Annotated in this window: 14 protein-coding genes; 12 read left to right on the forward strand and 2 right to left on the reverse strand. The window is 70.5% G+C overall.

Annotated elements, in window-relative coordinates; all coding sequences use genetic code 11:
• The first annotated feature begins 36 nt into the window (after window positions 1–36).
• The 7 genes from thrS to pdxS all read left to right on the forward strand — a co-directional run bounded on the left by thrS (window position 37) and on the right by pdxS (window position 7,538).
• Window positions 37–2,139 carry a threonine--tRNA ligase gene (gene thrS, locus ACWEMY_RS00835; RefSeq protein ID WP_452388305.1) on the forward strand — a complete coding sequence of 701 codons (2,103 nt, stop codon included), beginning with the start codon at window positions 37–39 and terminating at the stop codon, window positions 2,137–2,139.
• The gene (locus tag ACWEMY_RS00840) at window positions 2,136–2,696 is read left to right on the forward strand and encodes an HIT family protein (protein ID WP_375928913.1); all 561 of its coding nucleotides are present in this window, start codon (window positions 2,136–2,138) and stop codon (window positions 2,694–2,696) included. The genes thrS and ACWEMY_RS00840 overlap by 4 nt, the downstream gene beginning before the upstream one ends.
• A 5-nt stretch (window positions 2,697–2,701) precedes the next feature.
• The gene (gene pgsA / locus ACWEMY_RS00845; RefSeq protein WP_452388356.1) at window positions 2,702–3,379 is read left to right on the forward strand and encodes a phosphatidylinositol phosphate synthase; all 678 of its coding nucleotides are present in this window, start codon (window positions 2,702–2,704) and stop codon (window positions 3,377–3,379) included.
• Window positions 3,376–4,299, forward strand: coding sequence for a phosphatidylinositol mannoside acyltransferase (locus ACWEMY_RS00850; protein WP_452388306.1), 924 nt, complete (start codon window positions 3,376–3,378; stop codon window positions 4,297–4,299). The genes pgsA and ACWEMY_RS00850 overlap by 4 nt, the downstream gene beginning before the upstream one ends.
• The gene (locus ACWEMY_RS00855) at window positions 4,296–5,420 is read left to right on the forward strand and encodes a glycosyltransferase family 4 protein (protein WP_452388307.1); all 1,125 of its coding nucleotides are present in this window, start codon (window positions 4,296–4,298) and stop codon (window positions 5,418–5,420) included. Before ACWEMY_RS00850 ends, ACWEMY_RS00855 begins: the two co-directional genes overlap by 4 nt.
• On the forward strand, window positions 5,420–6,466 hold the full coding sequence (locus tag ACWEMY_RS00860; RefSeq protein WP_452388357.1) for an NUDIX hydrolase: 1,047 nt from the start codon (window positions 5,420–5,422) through the stop codon (window positions 6,464–6,466). The genes ACWEMY_RS00855 and ACWEMY_RS00860 overlap by 1 nt, the downstream gene beginning before the upstream one ends.
• A gap of 151 nt (window positions 6,467–6,617) precedes the next feature.
• Complete coding sequence (gene pdxS / locus ACWEMY_RS00865) at window positions 6,618–7,538, forward strand: pyridoxal 5'-phosphate synthase lyase subunit PdxS (RefSeq protein ID WP_186817437.1); 921 nt, start codon at window positions 6,618–6,620, stop codon at window positions 7,536–7,538.
• 77 nt (window positions 7,539–7,615) lie between these two features.
• Here the strand turns inward: pdxS and ACWEMY_RS00870 are convergent, their stop codons facing one another.
• Both ACWEMY_RS00870 and ACWEMY_RS00875 read right to left on the reverse strand, forming a co-directional pair.
• Complete coding sequence (locus ACWEMY_RS00870) at window positions 7,616–8,407, reverse strand: hypothetical protein (RefSeq protein ID WP_452388308.1); 792 nt, start codon at window positions 8,405–8,407, stop codon at window positions 7,616–7,618.
• A gap of 68 nt (window positions 8,408–8,475) precedes the next feature.
• Window positions 8,476–9,300, reverse strand: a complete 825-nt coding sequence (locus tag ACWEMY_RS00875; protein ID WP_452388309.1) for an MmyB family transcriptional regulator — start codon at window positions 9,298–9,300, stop codon at window positions 8,476–8,478.
• A gap of 87 nt (window positions 9,301–9,387) precedes the next feature.
• Here ACWEMY_RS00875 and ACWEMY_RS00880 point away from each other — a divergent pair, with 87 nt between their 5' ends.
• Genes ACWEMY_RS00880 through ACWEMY_RS00900 form a run of 5 tightly spaced genes read left to right on the forward strand, consistent with a single transcriptional unit; the run spans window position 9,388 to window position 14,427 of the window.
• On the forward strand, window positions 9,388–9,807 hold the full coding sequence (locus ACWEMY_RS00880; protein ID WP_452388310.1) for an SgcJ/EcaC family oxidoreductase: 420 nt from the start codon (window positions 9,388–9,390) through the stop codon (window positions 9,805–9,807).
• Between the two features lie 47 nt (window positions 9,808–9,854).
• Window positions 9,855–10,589, forward strand: a complete 735-nt coding sequence (locus tag ACWEMY_RS00885; protein ID WP_452388311.1) for a sulfite exporter TauE/SafE family protein — start codon at window positions 9,855–9,857, stop codon at window positions 10,587–10,589.
• 38 nt (window positions 10,590–10,627) lie between these two features.
• Window positions 10,628–11,584: a hypothetical protein gene (locus tag ACWEMY_RS00890; protein ID WP_452388312.1), complete on the forward strand. Its 957-nt coding sequence runs from the start codon at window positions 10,628–10,630 to the stop codon at window positions 11,582–11,584.
• Window positions 11,585–11,628: 44 nt separating this feature from the next.
• A complete protein-coding gene (locus ACWEMY_RS00895; protein ID WP_452388313.1) occupies window positions 11,629–12,429 on the forward strand; it encodes an inositol monophosphatase family protein in 801 nt (266 codons plus the stop codon).
• 39 nt (window positions 12,430–12,468) lie between these two features.
• Window positions 12,469–14,427: a nucleotidyl transferase AbiEii/AbiGii toxin family protein gene (locus ACWEMY_RS00900; RefSeq protein ID WP_452388314.1), complete on the forward strand. Its 1,959-nt coding sequence runs from the start codon at window positions 12,469–12,471 to the stop codon at window positions 14,425–14,427.
• The last annotated feature ends 27 nt before the right edge of the window (window positions 14,428–14,454 follow it).

Raw genomic sequence — 14,454 nt, forward strand, 5'->3', positions numbered from 1 at the left:
GGGCGGGTCGCAGGATGGACCCTGCGTAACTACCGGATGGACCCGGTAGACACCGACGTCAAGGAGAGCTTCCCCGTGACCACCTCTGCACCCATCAGTCCTGTCGCCCTCGTCCGGGTGCAGGCCGGGACTACCGCGGGCGCGGCGGTGCGGGAGTCGGGACTGCCGACCAAGGGCCCGGACACCATCGTCGTCGTGCGCGACGCCGAGGGCGCGCTCAAGGACCTGTCCTGGATCCCGGACGAAGACGTCGAGGTCGAGGCCGTCGCCGCGAACACCGAGGACGGCCGCAGCGTGATCCGGCACTCGGCCGCGCACGTGCTGGCCCAGGCGGTGCAGCAGGAGTTCCCCGAGGCCAAGCTGGGCATCGGTCCGCCGATCAAGGACGGCTTCTACTACGACTTCCGGGTCGAGCGCCCGTTCACCCCCGAGGATCTGGCCAAGCTGGAGTCCCGGATGAAGAAGATCGTCAAAGGCGCGCAACGCTTCTCGCGTCGCGTGGTCGAGGTCGAGGACGCCCGCGTCGAGCTGGCGAAGGAACCGTTCAAGCTGGAGCTGATCAGCGACAAGTCCGGCATCGACGACCCGGAGATCATGGAGGTCGGCGGCAACGAGCTGACCATCTACGACAACCTGGACCCGCGCACCGGCGAGAAGATCTGGGGCGATCTGTGCCGCGGCCCGCACATCCCCACCACCAAGTTCATCCCCGCCTTCAAGCTCACCCGCTCCTCGGCCGCCTACTGGCGTGGTGACCAGGACCGCGAGGACCTGCAGCGCATCTACGGCACCGCCTGGGAATCGACCGAGGCGATGGAGGAATACCTGCACCTGCTGGCCGAGGCCGAACGCCGCGACCACCGCAAGCTGGGTCTCGAGCTGGACCTGTTCAGCTTCCCCGACGAACTCGGCTCGGGCCTGCCGGTGTTCCATCCCAAGGGCGGCATCATCCGCAAGGAGATGGAGGAGTACTCGCGGCAGCGCCACATCGACGCGGGCTACGAGTTCGTCAACACCCCGCACATCACCAAGGGGCACCTGTTCGAGGTCTCCGGTCACCTCGACTGGTACCGCGACGGCATGTTCCCGGCCATGCACCTCGACGCCGAACTCAACGAGGACGGCACCGTGCGCAAGCCCGGCCAGGACTACTTCGTCAAGCCGATGAACTGCCCCATGCACAACCTGATCTTCCGCGCGCGGGGCCGCTCCTACCGGGAGCTGCCGCTGCGGCTGTTCGAGTTCGGTTCGGTGTACCGCTACGAGAAGTCCGGCGTGATCCACGGCCTGACCCGTGTGCGCGGCATGACCCAGGACGACGCGCACATCTACTGCACCAAGGAGCAGATGCACGCGGAGCTCACCACCACGCTGCAGTTCGTGCTCTCGCTGCTGCGCGACTACGGCCTCGACGACTTCTACCTCGAGCTGTCCACCAAGGACCCGAAGAAGTTCGTCGGCTCCGACGAGCTGTGGGAGGAGGCCACCGAGACCCTGCGCAAGGTGGCCACCGATTCCGGCCTGGACCTGGTGCCCGATCCCGGCGGCGCCGCCTTCTACGGCCCGAAGATCTCCGTGCAGGCCAAGGACGCGCTGGGCCGCACCTGGCAGATGTCGACCATCCAGCTCGACTTCAACCTGCCCGAGCGCTTCGACCTCGAGTACACCTCCTCCGACGGCACCAAGCAGCAGCCGGTGATGATCCACCGTGCGCTGTTCGGCTCGATCGAGCGGTTCTTCGGTGTGCTCACCGAGCACTACGCGGGCGCGTTCCCGGCGTGGCTGTCGCCGGTGCAGGTGGTCGGTATCCCGGTCGCGGAGAACTTCGCCCCGCACCTGGACGCGGTGATCGAGCGGCTGCGCGAGGCCGGGGTGCGCGCGCAGGTCGACCGCAGCGACGACCGGATGCAGAAGAAGATCTTCAACCAGACCGCCCAGAAGGTGCCGTTCATGCTGCTGGCCGGTGCCCGTGACGTGGAGGCGGGCGCGGTGAGCTTCCGCTTCCGCGACGGCACCCAGGTCAACGGGGTGCCGGTGGACGACGCGATCGCCACCGTCCTCCAGTGGATCGGTCACCGCGTGAACACCTCGCCCACCGCCGACGGGTTCGAGGTCGTCACCGCGTCGGAGACAGCATGAGCGAGAGTATTGCCTCCGAGGCGTCGGCGGGGTCGATCGCCGACGCCGGGGCCGGGCAGCCCGACCGGTTGCAGCGGCTGTGGACGCCGTACCGGATGTCCTACATCACCGGCGCGGTCAAGCCCAAGGACGCCACCGGGCACCCGTTCACCGATATCCCCAAGATGTCGGACGAGGACGGGCTGATCATCGCCCGCGGCGAACTGGTCTACGCCGTGCTCAACTTGTACCCGTACAACCCGGGGCACATGATGGTGGTGCCGTACCGTCGGGTAGCCGACCTGGAGGACCTCACGCCCGCCGAGAGCGCGGAACTGATGGCCTTCACCCAGCAGGCCATTCGCGTGATGAAACGGGTCTCGCGGCCCGCCGGATTCAACGTGGGCCTCAACCTCGGCGGGGTGGCCGGTGGTTCGCTCGCCGACCACCTGCACCAGCACATCGTTCCGCGCTGGGGTGGGGATGCGAACTTCATCACCGTGGTCGGCGGGGTGAAAGTGATGCCGCAGTTGCTGCGTGAGACGCGGCAGCTGCTGGCGGAGGCGTGGGAGGACTGACAACCGTGCTCAGCTTCTTCGGCCGCCAGACGTTTGCGAAAGCGACTGCGCCGCTGGGCAAAGCGCTCGTCCGTACGGGGCTGACCCCGGACGCGATGACACTGATCGGCACCACCGCGACGATCGCGGCCGCGGTGACGCTGTTCCCCTCGGGACACCTGTTCTGGGGGACGATGGTCATCTGGCTGTTCGTCATGTTCGACATGCTCGACGGCGCGATGGCCCGTGCCCGCGGCGGCGGAACGAAGTACGGCGCGGTGCTCGACGCCACCTGTGACCGGGTGGCCGACGGCGCGATCTTCGCCGGGCTGGCCTGGTGGGCGGTCTATCACGAGCAGAGCAAGCAGTTGTTCGTGGCGACGCTGATCGTGCTGGTCACCTCGCAGGTCATCTCCTACGCCAAGGCCCGTGCCGAGGCCAGCGGGCTCTCGGCCGACGGCGGGCTCATCGAGCGGCCCGATCGGCTGGTCATCGTGCTGGTCGGCGCCGGGTTCACCGGCATCGGCGGATACTGGGGCATCGAGTGGCTGACGTACGCGGTGTACGTGGCCATGTGGGTGCTGGCGGTGCTGAGCATCGTCACGGTGTTCCAGCGGGTGCTCGCGGTGCGCAATTCGCCCGGCGCGCGCGTGGTCATCCCGCCGGCTCCGCAGCAGGACGCGACCGGGGGAGCGACGCAGTGACGCTGAACGAGCGAGTGAGCGACTGGGGCTACGCCGCGGGCTGGCGGCTGGTGCGCTCGGCCCCGGAACCCCTGGTGCGCAAGGTGTTCGACCTGGGTGCGGACCGGGCGGCCAAGGACGGCGGGCCGGTCCAGCTGCGCCGCAATCTCGCGCGCGTGCTCGGGGTGACGCCCGAGGAGGTACCCGACGACCTGATCCGCGCCAGCATGCGCTCCTACGCCCGGTACTGGCGCGAGGCGTTCCGGCTGCCCAGCATGGACCACACCACCGTCGACTATCACGTCGACGGGCTCGAGCACCTCGACGCGGCGCTCGACGACGGCCGCGGCGTGATCCTGGTGCTGCCGCACTCGGGCAACTGGGACATGGCCGGGGTGTGGCTGGTGCAGCACTACTCCACCTTCACCACGGTGGCCGAACGACTGAAGCCCGAATCGCTGTTCGAGCGGTTCGTCGCCTACCGGGAGAGCCTGGGTTTCGAGGTCTTCCCGCTGACCGGTGGGGAGCAGCCGCCGTTCGAGCAGCTCGCGCAACGGTTGCGCCGCAACGGGATCGTGTGCCTGATGGGCGAACGCGATCTGACCGGCAAGGGGGTGCCGGTCGACTTCTTCGGTGAGCGCACCTGGCTGCCCGCAGGCGCGGCGAGACTGGCCATCGAGACCGGCGCGTCGCTGCAACCGGTGCACGCGTGGTTCACCACCGAGGCCGACGGCACCGAGGGCTGGGGCCTGAAAACCAGTGTGCCACTGGATGTCTCCGGTGGCGTGGCGGCGACGACGCAATCGCTGGCCGACGCGTTCGCCGCGAACATCGCCGAGCATCCGGCCGACTGGCACATGTTGCAGCCACTGTGGGAAGCCGATCTCTCGCCGGAGCGGCTGGCCCGGATCGCTGCGGGCCGCACCGGTGGTGTCCGGTGAAGATCGGCATGGTCTGCCCGTACTCGTTCGACGTTCCCGGCGGCGTGCAGGCCCATGTGGTCGAGCTCGCGCGGGTGTTCCTCGAACGCGGACACAAGGTGAGCGTGCTCGCGCCCGCCTCCGACGACACCCCGCTGCCCGATTTCGTGGTGTCGGCGGGCCGCGCGGTGGCGATCCCGTACAACGGCTCGGTGGCGCGGTTGTCGTTCGGGCCGATGGCCTACACCCGCATCCGGCGCTGGATCGACAGCAACGACTTCGACGTGCTGCACATCCACGAGCCCAACGCGCCGAGCCTGTCGATGCTGGCGCTCAAGATCGCCGAGGGCCCGATCGTCGCGACCTTCCACACCTCCACCACGAAATCGCTGGTACTGAGCACTTTCCAGGGGGTGCTGCGGCCGTACCACGAGAAGATCAGCGGACGGATCGCGGTCTCCGAGCTGGCCCGGCGCTGGCAGGTCGAGGCGCTGGGCTCCGACGCGGTGGAGATCCCCAACGGGGTCGACGTGTCGGCGTTCGCGCGCGGCCCGCTGCTCGACGGCTATCCGCGCGCGGGCAAGACGGTGCTGTTCCTGGGCCGCTACGACGAACCGCGCAAGGGCATGGACGTGCTGCTGGGCGCGCTGCCCGCGCTGGTCCGGCGGCATCCGGACGTGCAGATCCTCATCGTCGGGCGTGGCGACGAGGACCGGCTGCGCCGCGAGGCGGGCGAACTCGCCGGGCACCTGCGCTTCCTGGGGCAGGTCACCGACGCGGAGAAGGCCGCGGCCATGCGCAGCGCGGACGTCTACGTGGCGCCGAACCTGGGCGGGGAGAGTTTCGGCATCATATTGATCGAGGCGATGGCCGCGAGCACCCCGGTGGTGGCCAGCGAACTGGACGCGTTCCGGCGGGTGCTGCGCGACGGCACGGCCGGGCTGCTCACCCCGGTGGGCGATTCGGCGGCGCTGGCCACCGCCATCGACACCGTCCTCACCGACGAGCAGACGCGGGACCGGCTCGTGCGCACCGCCACCCAGGTGGTCGCCGGCTACGACTGGCCGGTGGTCGCCGAGCAGATCCTGCGCGTGTACGAGACCGTCACCGTCGGTGACGCCACCGTGCGGGTGGCCGGATGATCACCTTCTCCGCCACCACCGTCCTGATCCTGGGGCTGGTGGCCCTGCTGGTCCTCGCGCTCGGTGTCTGGGCCTATTCGACCGCCAACCGGCTCGACCGGCTGCACGTGCGCTCGGATCAGTCCTGGCAGGCCCTCGACGCGGCGCTGGCCCGGCGCGCGGTGGTGGCGCGCGCGGTGGCCATGGCGGTGGCCGGACCGGTCAGCACCGATCCGTTGCGCGCGGATCGCGCCACCCAGCTGGCGAGCCTCGCCGACCGGGCCGAACGCGCCGACCGGGCCGACCGGGAGACCATCGAGAACCAGCTCTCCGCGGCGCTGTCGCTGGTCGACATCGAACAGTTGCGCCCCCAGCTGGTCGCCGAGCTCGCCGACGCCGAGGCCAGGGTCCTCATCGCCCGCCGCTTCCACAACGACGCCGTGCGCGACACCCTCGCGTTGCGTACCCGCCGTCCGGTGCGCATCCTGCACCTCGGCGGTACCGCGCCGCTGCCGCACTACTTCGAGATCACCGAACGCGCGACCCCGGCCGCCGCGACCGGCCTGGAGGTGCACACCACCCGCACCACCGCCCGCGTCGTGCTGCTCGACGAGCAGGACCGGGTGCTGCTGCTGCGCGGGCACGATCCGTTGGTGCCCGAGGTGGCCTTCTGGTTCACCGTCGGCGGCGGTGTGGAGCCGGGGGAGACCCTGCGCGACGCCGCGGTCCGCGAGATCCACGAGGAGACCGGCCAGCGGGTCGACCCGGCCACCCTGCGCGGACCGCTGTGGCGCCGCGTCGCGGTGTTCCCGTTCAACGGCGAACTCGTGCGCTCGGAGGAACTGTTCTTCACCCTGCGCGCCCAGCGCTTCGAATGGCGGCCCGCCGCGCTGAACGCGCTGGAGCGCCGCACCATCACCGATCACCGCTGGTGCGGCCCCGCCGACATCCGCGCGCTGGAAGAGCAGGGCGAGGCGGTGTACCCCTACCACCTCGACGACCTGCTCGCCGAGGCCGTCGCGGCTGCCGCCGACGACACCGAACACGTCGTCCGCTCCATCCGCTGAGACGCAGGCCACTCGAGCAGGCCAGCCGGGCCCGGTCGGCGCATCGCCGCTGGTCGTGGCAAGGCCAGTGGACCTCAACTGGCTATGAAGACCGAATTCGGGCGGCTCTAGAATCGACGGTGTCCACCACCGAGCGACCTGATTGGCGCCCATGACACAGGAGACAGCCGTGACTACGCCTGAGACCACCACCACCGTCGGCACCGCCCGCGTGAAGCGCGGCATGGCCGAGATGCTCAAGGGCGGCGTGATCATGGACGTGGTCACCCCCGAGCAGGCCAAGATCGCCGAGGACGCCGGCGCGGTGGCCGTGATGGCGCTCGAGCGGGTGCCCGCCGACATCCGCGCCCAGGGCGGCGTCTCGCGGATGAGCGACCCGGACATGATCGACGGCATCATCTCCGCGGTGTCGATCCCCGTGATGGCCAAGGCCCGCATCGGCCACTTCGTCGAGGCACAGATCCTGCAGAGCCTCGGCGTGGACTACATCGACGAGTCCGAGGTGCTGACCCCGGCCGACTACGCCAACCACATCGACAAGTGGAACTTCACCGTCCCCTTCGTCTGTGGCGCCACCAACCTGGGTGAGGCCCTGCGCCGCATCACCGAGGGCGCGGCCATGATCCGTTCCAAGGGCGAGGCGGGCACCGGTGACGTGTCCAACGCGACCACCCACATGCGCACCATCCGCGCCGAGATCCGCCGCCTGACCTCGCTGTCGGAGGACGAGCTGTTCGTGGCCGCCAAGGAACTGCAGGCCCCCTACGAGCTGGTCCGCGAGGTCGCCCAGACCGGCAAGCTGCCCGTGGTCATGTTCACCGCCGGTGGCATCGCGACCCCCGCCGACGCCGCCATGATGATGCAGCTCGGCGCCGAGGGCGTGTTCGTCGGCTCCGGCATCTTCAAGTCCGGCAATCCCGAGCAGCGTGCCGCGGCCATCGTCAAGGCCACCACCTTCTACGACGACCCGGACGTGCTGGCCAAGGTCTCGCGCGGCCTGGGTGAGGCCATGGTCGGCATTAATGTCGAGGAGATCCCGCAGCCGCACCGCCTGGCCGAGCGCGGCTGGTGATCACGCGCCCGATTCCCTTCGGGCACTGAGGTATCCGCTCCGGCGGACGTCGCATCGCGGCGTCCGCCGGAGTCGTCTCACGGGCGTTCGAGGTCGAGCGCGTCGCCGAAGTCCTCGGCATAGCCGAGCACCAGCAGGTCGCGGTCGGGCAGCAGGACGGCGAGTTCGTGCCAGGCGATGGCGTCGGGCCTGCCGTAGAGGTGGATGAGGTCGGAGACCACGGCGGCGGCTTCCTCGGCGGAGGGCGCGGTGGGCCGGTCGAAGGCCAGCAGCGCGGCGCCGATCGCGAGGTGGCGGTAGCCGTGCCCGGCCATCCGCCGGATGACGGCGTGGTTGGTGAAGATGTTCCAGTCGTCGGCGAAGTAGCCGTTCGGGATGCCCGCGATGGCGAGGTCGTCGCGCTCCACGGGGACGCGCTGCACCAGGACGGTGGCGTCGAGGGCCCGGTCGGGGGCGCTGTTGAGCCGCACGAGATCGTCGAGGTCGGCGTCGGTGGCCGCACGACTGCCCGCCAGCGAGGGCCAGTCGACGCGGCGGCCGGGGTCGTCCAGGAGCGCGGCGATGTGGGCGAGTGTCGCGTTCTCCGCGCGGTGCACCGCCACCGGGTCCTCGAAGTCGTAGTCCTCGGCCGGTTCCGCGTCTTCCTCGAGCCGGAGCGTGGCGTGCATGCTCGTGTAGGCGCACTGGTCCGGGTCGTCGTAGGTGCACAGCAGCCGGGCGTCGGGGTAGGCGGCGCGCAGGGTCGTCAGTGCCTCGCGCAGGTCGGCGAAACCGGTGACGCCGTCGAGCCGGGCGACGGTGTTGGAATCGAGGCGATCTCGCACACCGGGCTCTCGGGGTTCGCCGGGTTCGAACAGCGTTGTCTGCACCACGTCATCGTGACACGTGCCACCGACAGCGTGGGAGGTCACGCGATGACCCTGGTGCGCAACAGAGTTCAGGTACTGGGAGGTACGGCGTCGTAGAGGGCGCGCAGAGTGGCCGCGGTGGTGTCGTCGAGGGGGTAGAACAGTTCGACGGCAATTTCGGCGAGGGTGACATCGGCGGGGGCGCCGAAAGTGACCATGGTGCTGAACAGGCGCAGTTCCCCGGCGGGAGTGCGGATGCGCAGGGGGACCGCGAAGGGCCCGACCGGGATCGGGGCCGGGTCGGGGGAGTCGTCCGGGGGGACAGGGTAAGCGCTGACCTCGTCGTAGAGGCCGCGCAGGACGGGGTCGCCGGTGGCGCGGACCTGGCGCAGCAGCCGTTCGAGCAGGTACGTGCGGACCTCGGCGAAGTTGACCATGCGGACCGGGGCGTCCGGCGGGTCCGGGGTGAGGGCGAGGCGGTACACGTTGGCGGGTCTGCCGTCTGGGGTGGCGGGTGGCGCGTCACCGAACAGGCCCATCGCCCGGTTGGTGGTGACCACGTTCCAGTGCCGGTCCACGGCGACGGCCGGATACGGTTCGTGCGCGGCGAGCACCGTGTCGAGAGCGGTGCGGGTGCCGTCGGAATCGGTGCCGTCGAGCCCGGTCTCGCGATACTCGGGAGCGAAACCGCCGGCGAGCAGCAGCGTATTGCGTTCGCGCAGCGGCACATCCAGGGTCCGGCACAGCTTCAGCACCATGGCCCGGCTCGGTTGGGCCCGGCCGGTCTCCACGTACGACAGGTGCCGCGTCGAGCTCTCGGCGGCCAGCGCGAGCTCGAGCTGGCTCAACCGCCGCCGCTGCCGCCATTCGCGCAGCAGCGCACCCACGGGACTGTTCCGGACCGGACTGTTCACCGTGCCAGGCTAGACAGGCGACAACACCGCCACCATGACCCGCGAGGTCATTGAACCCATGACCCCGCCCCTGACAGCGTGACCAGCATGACGACAGACAGCACGACCGACCACACCGCGACCGCCGAGCAGGCGGTACTCGCCCTGCTGCGGCGGCAGATGGACGCCTGGGCCGCCGGGGGCGGCGCCGCCTTCGCCGCGACCTTCACCGGGGACTGCGATTTCGTCTCCGTCATCGGCGAATTCATCCGGGGCCGTGCGGAATTGGCGGTCGAGATGCAGCGCGGCTTCGACGGGTTCATGCACGGCACCCGCCTGGCCGACCCGCTGCTGCGCACCCTGCGCTTCCCCACCCCGGAGACCGCCGTCCTGATCACGATGACCCCGCGCCCCGCGCCCCCGGACGCACCGGCCGGACCCGACCGGTCCATCCAGACGCGCGTGGCGGTGTGCGAGGCGGGCCGCTGGCTGTTCACCAGCTTCCACAACACCCCCGTGCGGGCCTGAGCGAACCGGCGAGGAGCTGCCACCTGGGCGTACCGTACAGTCGGTCCGTGACCCTGCTCGACTTCTTCCTGCTGGTCGTCGCGGGGTTGTTCACCGGTTTGATCGGGTTCGTCACCGGGATGGCCTCCATCGTCTCCTACCCGGCCCTGCTGGCCGTGGGATTGCCGCCGGTCGCGGCCAATGTCACCAATACCGTCGCGCTGGTCGCCGTCGGGGTCGGGGCGACCGCGAACTCCGGGCGCGAGCTCACCGGGCGCGGGACGACGCTGGTGCGGTGGGCGGTGCTCTCGGCCATCGGCGGGCTGCTCGGCGCGCTGGCACTGCTGGTGGCGCCGGAGGGAACCTTCGAGGTGGTCGTGCCCTTCCTGGTGGCCATCGCCTCGCTCGCCCTGCTGGTGCAGCCACTGGTCCGGCGGCACGTCGGCGAGCTCAGCAGGCCCTGGATCGTGCCGCTGGGCATTCTGCTGATCTCGGTCTACGGCGGCTATTTCGGCGCGGGTGCCGGGGTGATCTACCTGTCGATGATGCTGCTGTGCACCTCGGAATCGGTGTGGAGCGCCTCGGTGCTCAAGAGCTTCCTGCTCGGCATCGCCAATCTCGTCGCTGCCGTCGGCTTCGCGGCCTTCGGGCCGGTGCACTGGGGTGCGGCGCTGGCGCTGGGCGCGGGCGCCTTCGTCGGCGGCTGGTGCGGGCCGCCGGTGGTGAAGGTGATCCCGCCGGGCGTGCTGCGGGTCGGCATCGGCATCGCGGGTCTGGGGCTGGCGGCGTACCTGGCGCTCTAGCCGCGGGTTGTCGGTGCGTGACCCTAGAGTCGTGAAATATGGGTTACGACATCAGCTTTCATCCGATCGACCTGCGGCTCGTGGAGGACCGGCTCACCCCGTTCCTGGCCGGGCGCGGCAGCGACGACGACCTCGACGACCTGGTCGCCGACGCGGTCCGCCAGGCCAAGGTGCGCTTCCGGGCGAACGCGTGGGGGCTCGGCACCCTGAAAGCCTGTGCCCGCACCTATTTCGACGCCTCCCTCTACGTCTGGGGCAGGCCGTTCTTCGTCACCGCCGACGCGCCGGAGACCGTCGCCGAAACCGTCCTGCGCTACACGAACGCCGAGGTCGGCGAGGTCGACGAGCTGGCGCGCACCCAGCTCGCCCAGCTCGACCGGGCCCTGCTCGGCCGGGTCGAACCCGACGCGAGCGGCACCCTGCCCGCCGACGAACACCTCGCCATCGGTTTCCGCTGGAAACTCGACCTGCTGCGCGAGGCCGCCGTCGCGGTGCGCGCGGGGCGGCCGACCATCCGCAATGCCGACGGCGACGACATCGACGCCGCGGACGCGCTCACCGGCAACGCCCAGTTCAGCCTGGTCGAGTTCCTGGCCGCGCTGTTGCCCGGCTGGATCCAGCGCGGCCGGGTCTGGCCGACCGAACTGGCCGAGAACGCCGCGACCGAGGGCTACGCGCCGCTGGGTGGCAACGACCCGCTGCTGGGCGTGCTGCCCGCCGAGTTCCCCACGCTGACCTGGGAATCCAACTGGACCATCCCCACCAACTACGCGATCGGCGGCTACGCGGCGCCCGGCGAGATCCGGCCGCTGCGCGACTGGCTGGCCCGCAACGCCGAGCCGCTCGAGGCGGTGGGGGACCGGTGGAACGATCGTGAACTCGTGCGCCTGGCGCTGCGCAAGACCGACGAGGCGCTGGCGCTGGCCGAGCTCACCGGGTCGGCGTTCGCCGAGGCCGCCGAGATCTACATCCCGATGGAGGGCAGCATGAACTGAAAGTTTCGCTGTCCGGATGCGCCCGAGCCCGTAGCCTGGAAGAGGTGCACCATTCGGATATCGAAATCGCCATTCGCGCAACGCAAGTCGCATCCGGAGCCATTCGGGACGCGTTCCGGGAGCCGGTCACCCGGCACGCCAAACACGGCGACGACTTCGCCACCCACGCCGACCTCGCCGCCGAGCGGGCCATTCTCGACCTGCTGAGCGGCGCCCGACCGGGGGACCGGTTCGTCGCCGAGGAGTCCGGGGTCACCGGTTCCACGGAGGGGGAGCGCGCGTGGTTCATCGATCCGCTGTGTGGCACCCGCAATTTCGCGGTCCAGACCACCGCCGCCGCGGTGAACGTCGCGCTGCGCACCGGCACTGTGGTGACCGCGGCGGCCACCGCGGATCCCTTTGCCGCCGAGGTGTTCTGGACCGCGGGCGAGGGTGCGTTCGTGCGGCGCGAGGGCCGCGACGAGCCGTTGACGCCCTCGGCGCAGAGCAGGCTCGTCGATGTCGACCTGGACAATCCGTTCCCCTGGTCGACCCCGGCGCGCCTGTTCGACGCCACCGGTTTCGCCGGGCGGTTCCACGCCAGGGTGCTGTCGACCTCGCTGGCATTGGCCTGGGTCGCCGCGGGACGCCGCGCCGCCTACGTCACCGGTGGCGACCTGCGCGACAGCGTGCACTTCACCGCCGCCATCGCCCTGTGTCAGGCGGCGGGCTGTGTGGTCACCGGGCTGGCCGGGCAGCCCTTACACAGTGCACCGCACGGGTTGATCGCCGCCGCCGACGCGGACACTCACGCGCGGCTGGTCGGGGCGGTCGCCGGGTTACGGGAGACCCGCGCGGCCGGATAGCCCGGTGAATCCGGTTGCGCGTGCTGTGATCATGGACAGGTGAGTGCAGAGGTCGAATTCGCCGGAAACTTCGAGATCCATCTGACCGTCCGTGCCGGGAGCGCGACCGAACTCGCCGCCGTGGAGAGCTTCGCGGCGCGGCGGGAGATGAAGTTCACCCATATCGTGCTGGCCCGTGGACGCGTCGCCGACCAGCCGATGCTGACCCTGCGCCACACCGGTGACCTGGCGAGCGTCACCGCGCTCGCCCAGGCGGCGGCCGCGGACACGCGTGCCGCGGGACTGACCCTGGTCCGCACGAAGATCGAAGCCGACTACCGGGCGAGCGGTATTCCGGCCACCGATCGCGCCGCACGGGAACTGGGCACGACGTATTACTACGAACACCACATCAAGGTCGTGCTGCCCGCCGACGCGGACCTCGCGGCGCTGGCCGGGGCCTGCGCCGGGCATCACGCGCACGTGTCGGCCAATGCCCGGCGTACGCGCGAGGACGGCCGCACCGAGCGGTTCGTCACCCAGCGGTGCAGGCTGTCGGGCAAGCACAGTGCCCTCCACCGGCTGAATCTGCTGCGCTCGGTGCTGCGCGAGCGCGGGTACGAGATCCTGTCCACCGAACAGGAATTCGTCGTCCACGACAGCGACGAATCGGTCGACGCGGGGTGGCTGTCCGACGACCCCGCCACCGTGCCGGTGACCCCCTGGCGGCATCTGCCCAGCGGGCCGTGGCGCTCCGAACAGCAACGCGTGCCCACCGAGCCACCGTCGGCGGACCGGATCGACCCGGCGAGGTTCCCGGCCACGTTGCTGCCGGTCGGCGCCGACGACGTGGTGCAGCGGCCCGTTTTCGACCCCGCCTACGCGGATCGCTGGTTCGGCATGCGGCTGAGCGAACCGTCTTTCGCCGACGACACCGTCGCCCGGACCTGGCGGGTGGCGCGGCGCGCCGCACTGGACCACGTCCTGGCCGGGCTGGCCGACACGCCCTGGGCCGAGCAGGTGCTCGTGCGCGGCAGTGTGCTGCTGCGTGCCTGGTTCGGCGAGAACGCCAGGGAGCCCGGCGATCTGGATTTCGTGGTGCTGGACCCGGACTGGACACTGGCCGACCCCCGCACCGCCGCGGCATTCGACGAGATCGCCACCGCCGCGGCCGCGCGGGCGGCGCGACCGGACAGCGCGGTGCGCCTCGATCCCGCCGGCGCGGTCTCCGACCAGATCTGGACCTACGACCGGGTGCCCGGCCGCCGCCTGGTGCTGCCCTGGTCGAGCACCGAACCGGGCGTTCCCGGCGGCAGTGTGCAGCTGGACTTCGTCTTCGGTGAACAGCTGCCGGAGCCGCCGGTCCGCACCGAGATCGCCCGGATCGGATCGCCCGGGCCGGGCACGGTGTTGCTCGCGGCGAGTCCGCGGCTATCGCTGGCCTGGAAACTGCTGTGGCTGGCGACCGACATGTATCCCGAAGGCAAGGACCTCTACGACGCGGTCCTGCTGGCCGAACACACCGATCTGCCCGCGGCGCTGTTCCAGGCGGTGATCGCCGAGGCCGACGACGGGCCGTGGGAGGCGGACTTCGCCGACGGTGTCCGCTGGGCGCAGGAGGCCGACTGGCCCGAATTCGCCAAGGACCACCCGCTGCTCGCCGACGAACACGACTCCTATGTCTGGCGGCTGGCCACCGCGCTCGCGGCGCTGCGCCCCGAGGGCGTGGCCGGTGCCGTCGACCGGTTGGCACCCGCGGAGACCTGTGGGCTCGAAGAGCTGCGCACCGCCTACCGGACCGGCGGATTGCCCGCGCTGGGACCGCTTCTCGACCGCTACCCCCGAGCCACGGTGACCCGGCTGATGACGGTGCGCGCGGTGCTCGGGCCCGAGACGTGCACACTGCGGGAGGCTGCCGAAGTACTGGCACGCATTCCGGTCCCCGCCGACAGCGAGCTGCCGACCCGGGTCGATCCGCGCGTGATCGCCGCGGCGCTGGAATCGGTTGCCCCGGCCTGATCCTCGCCCACCCCGCGCACGCCGGCA

It is taken from the genome of Nocardia sp. NPDC004415, from assembly GCF_053602435.1.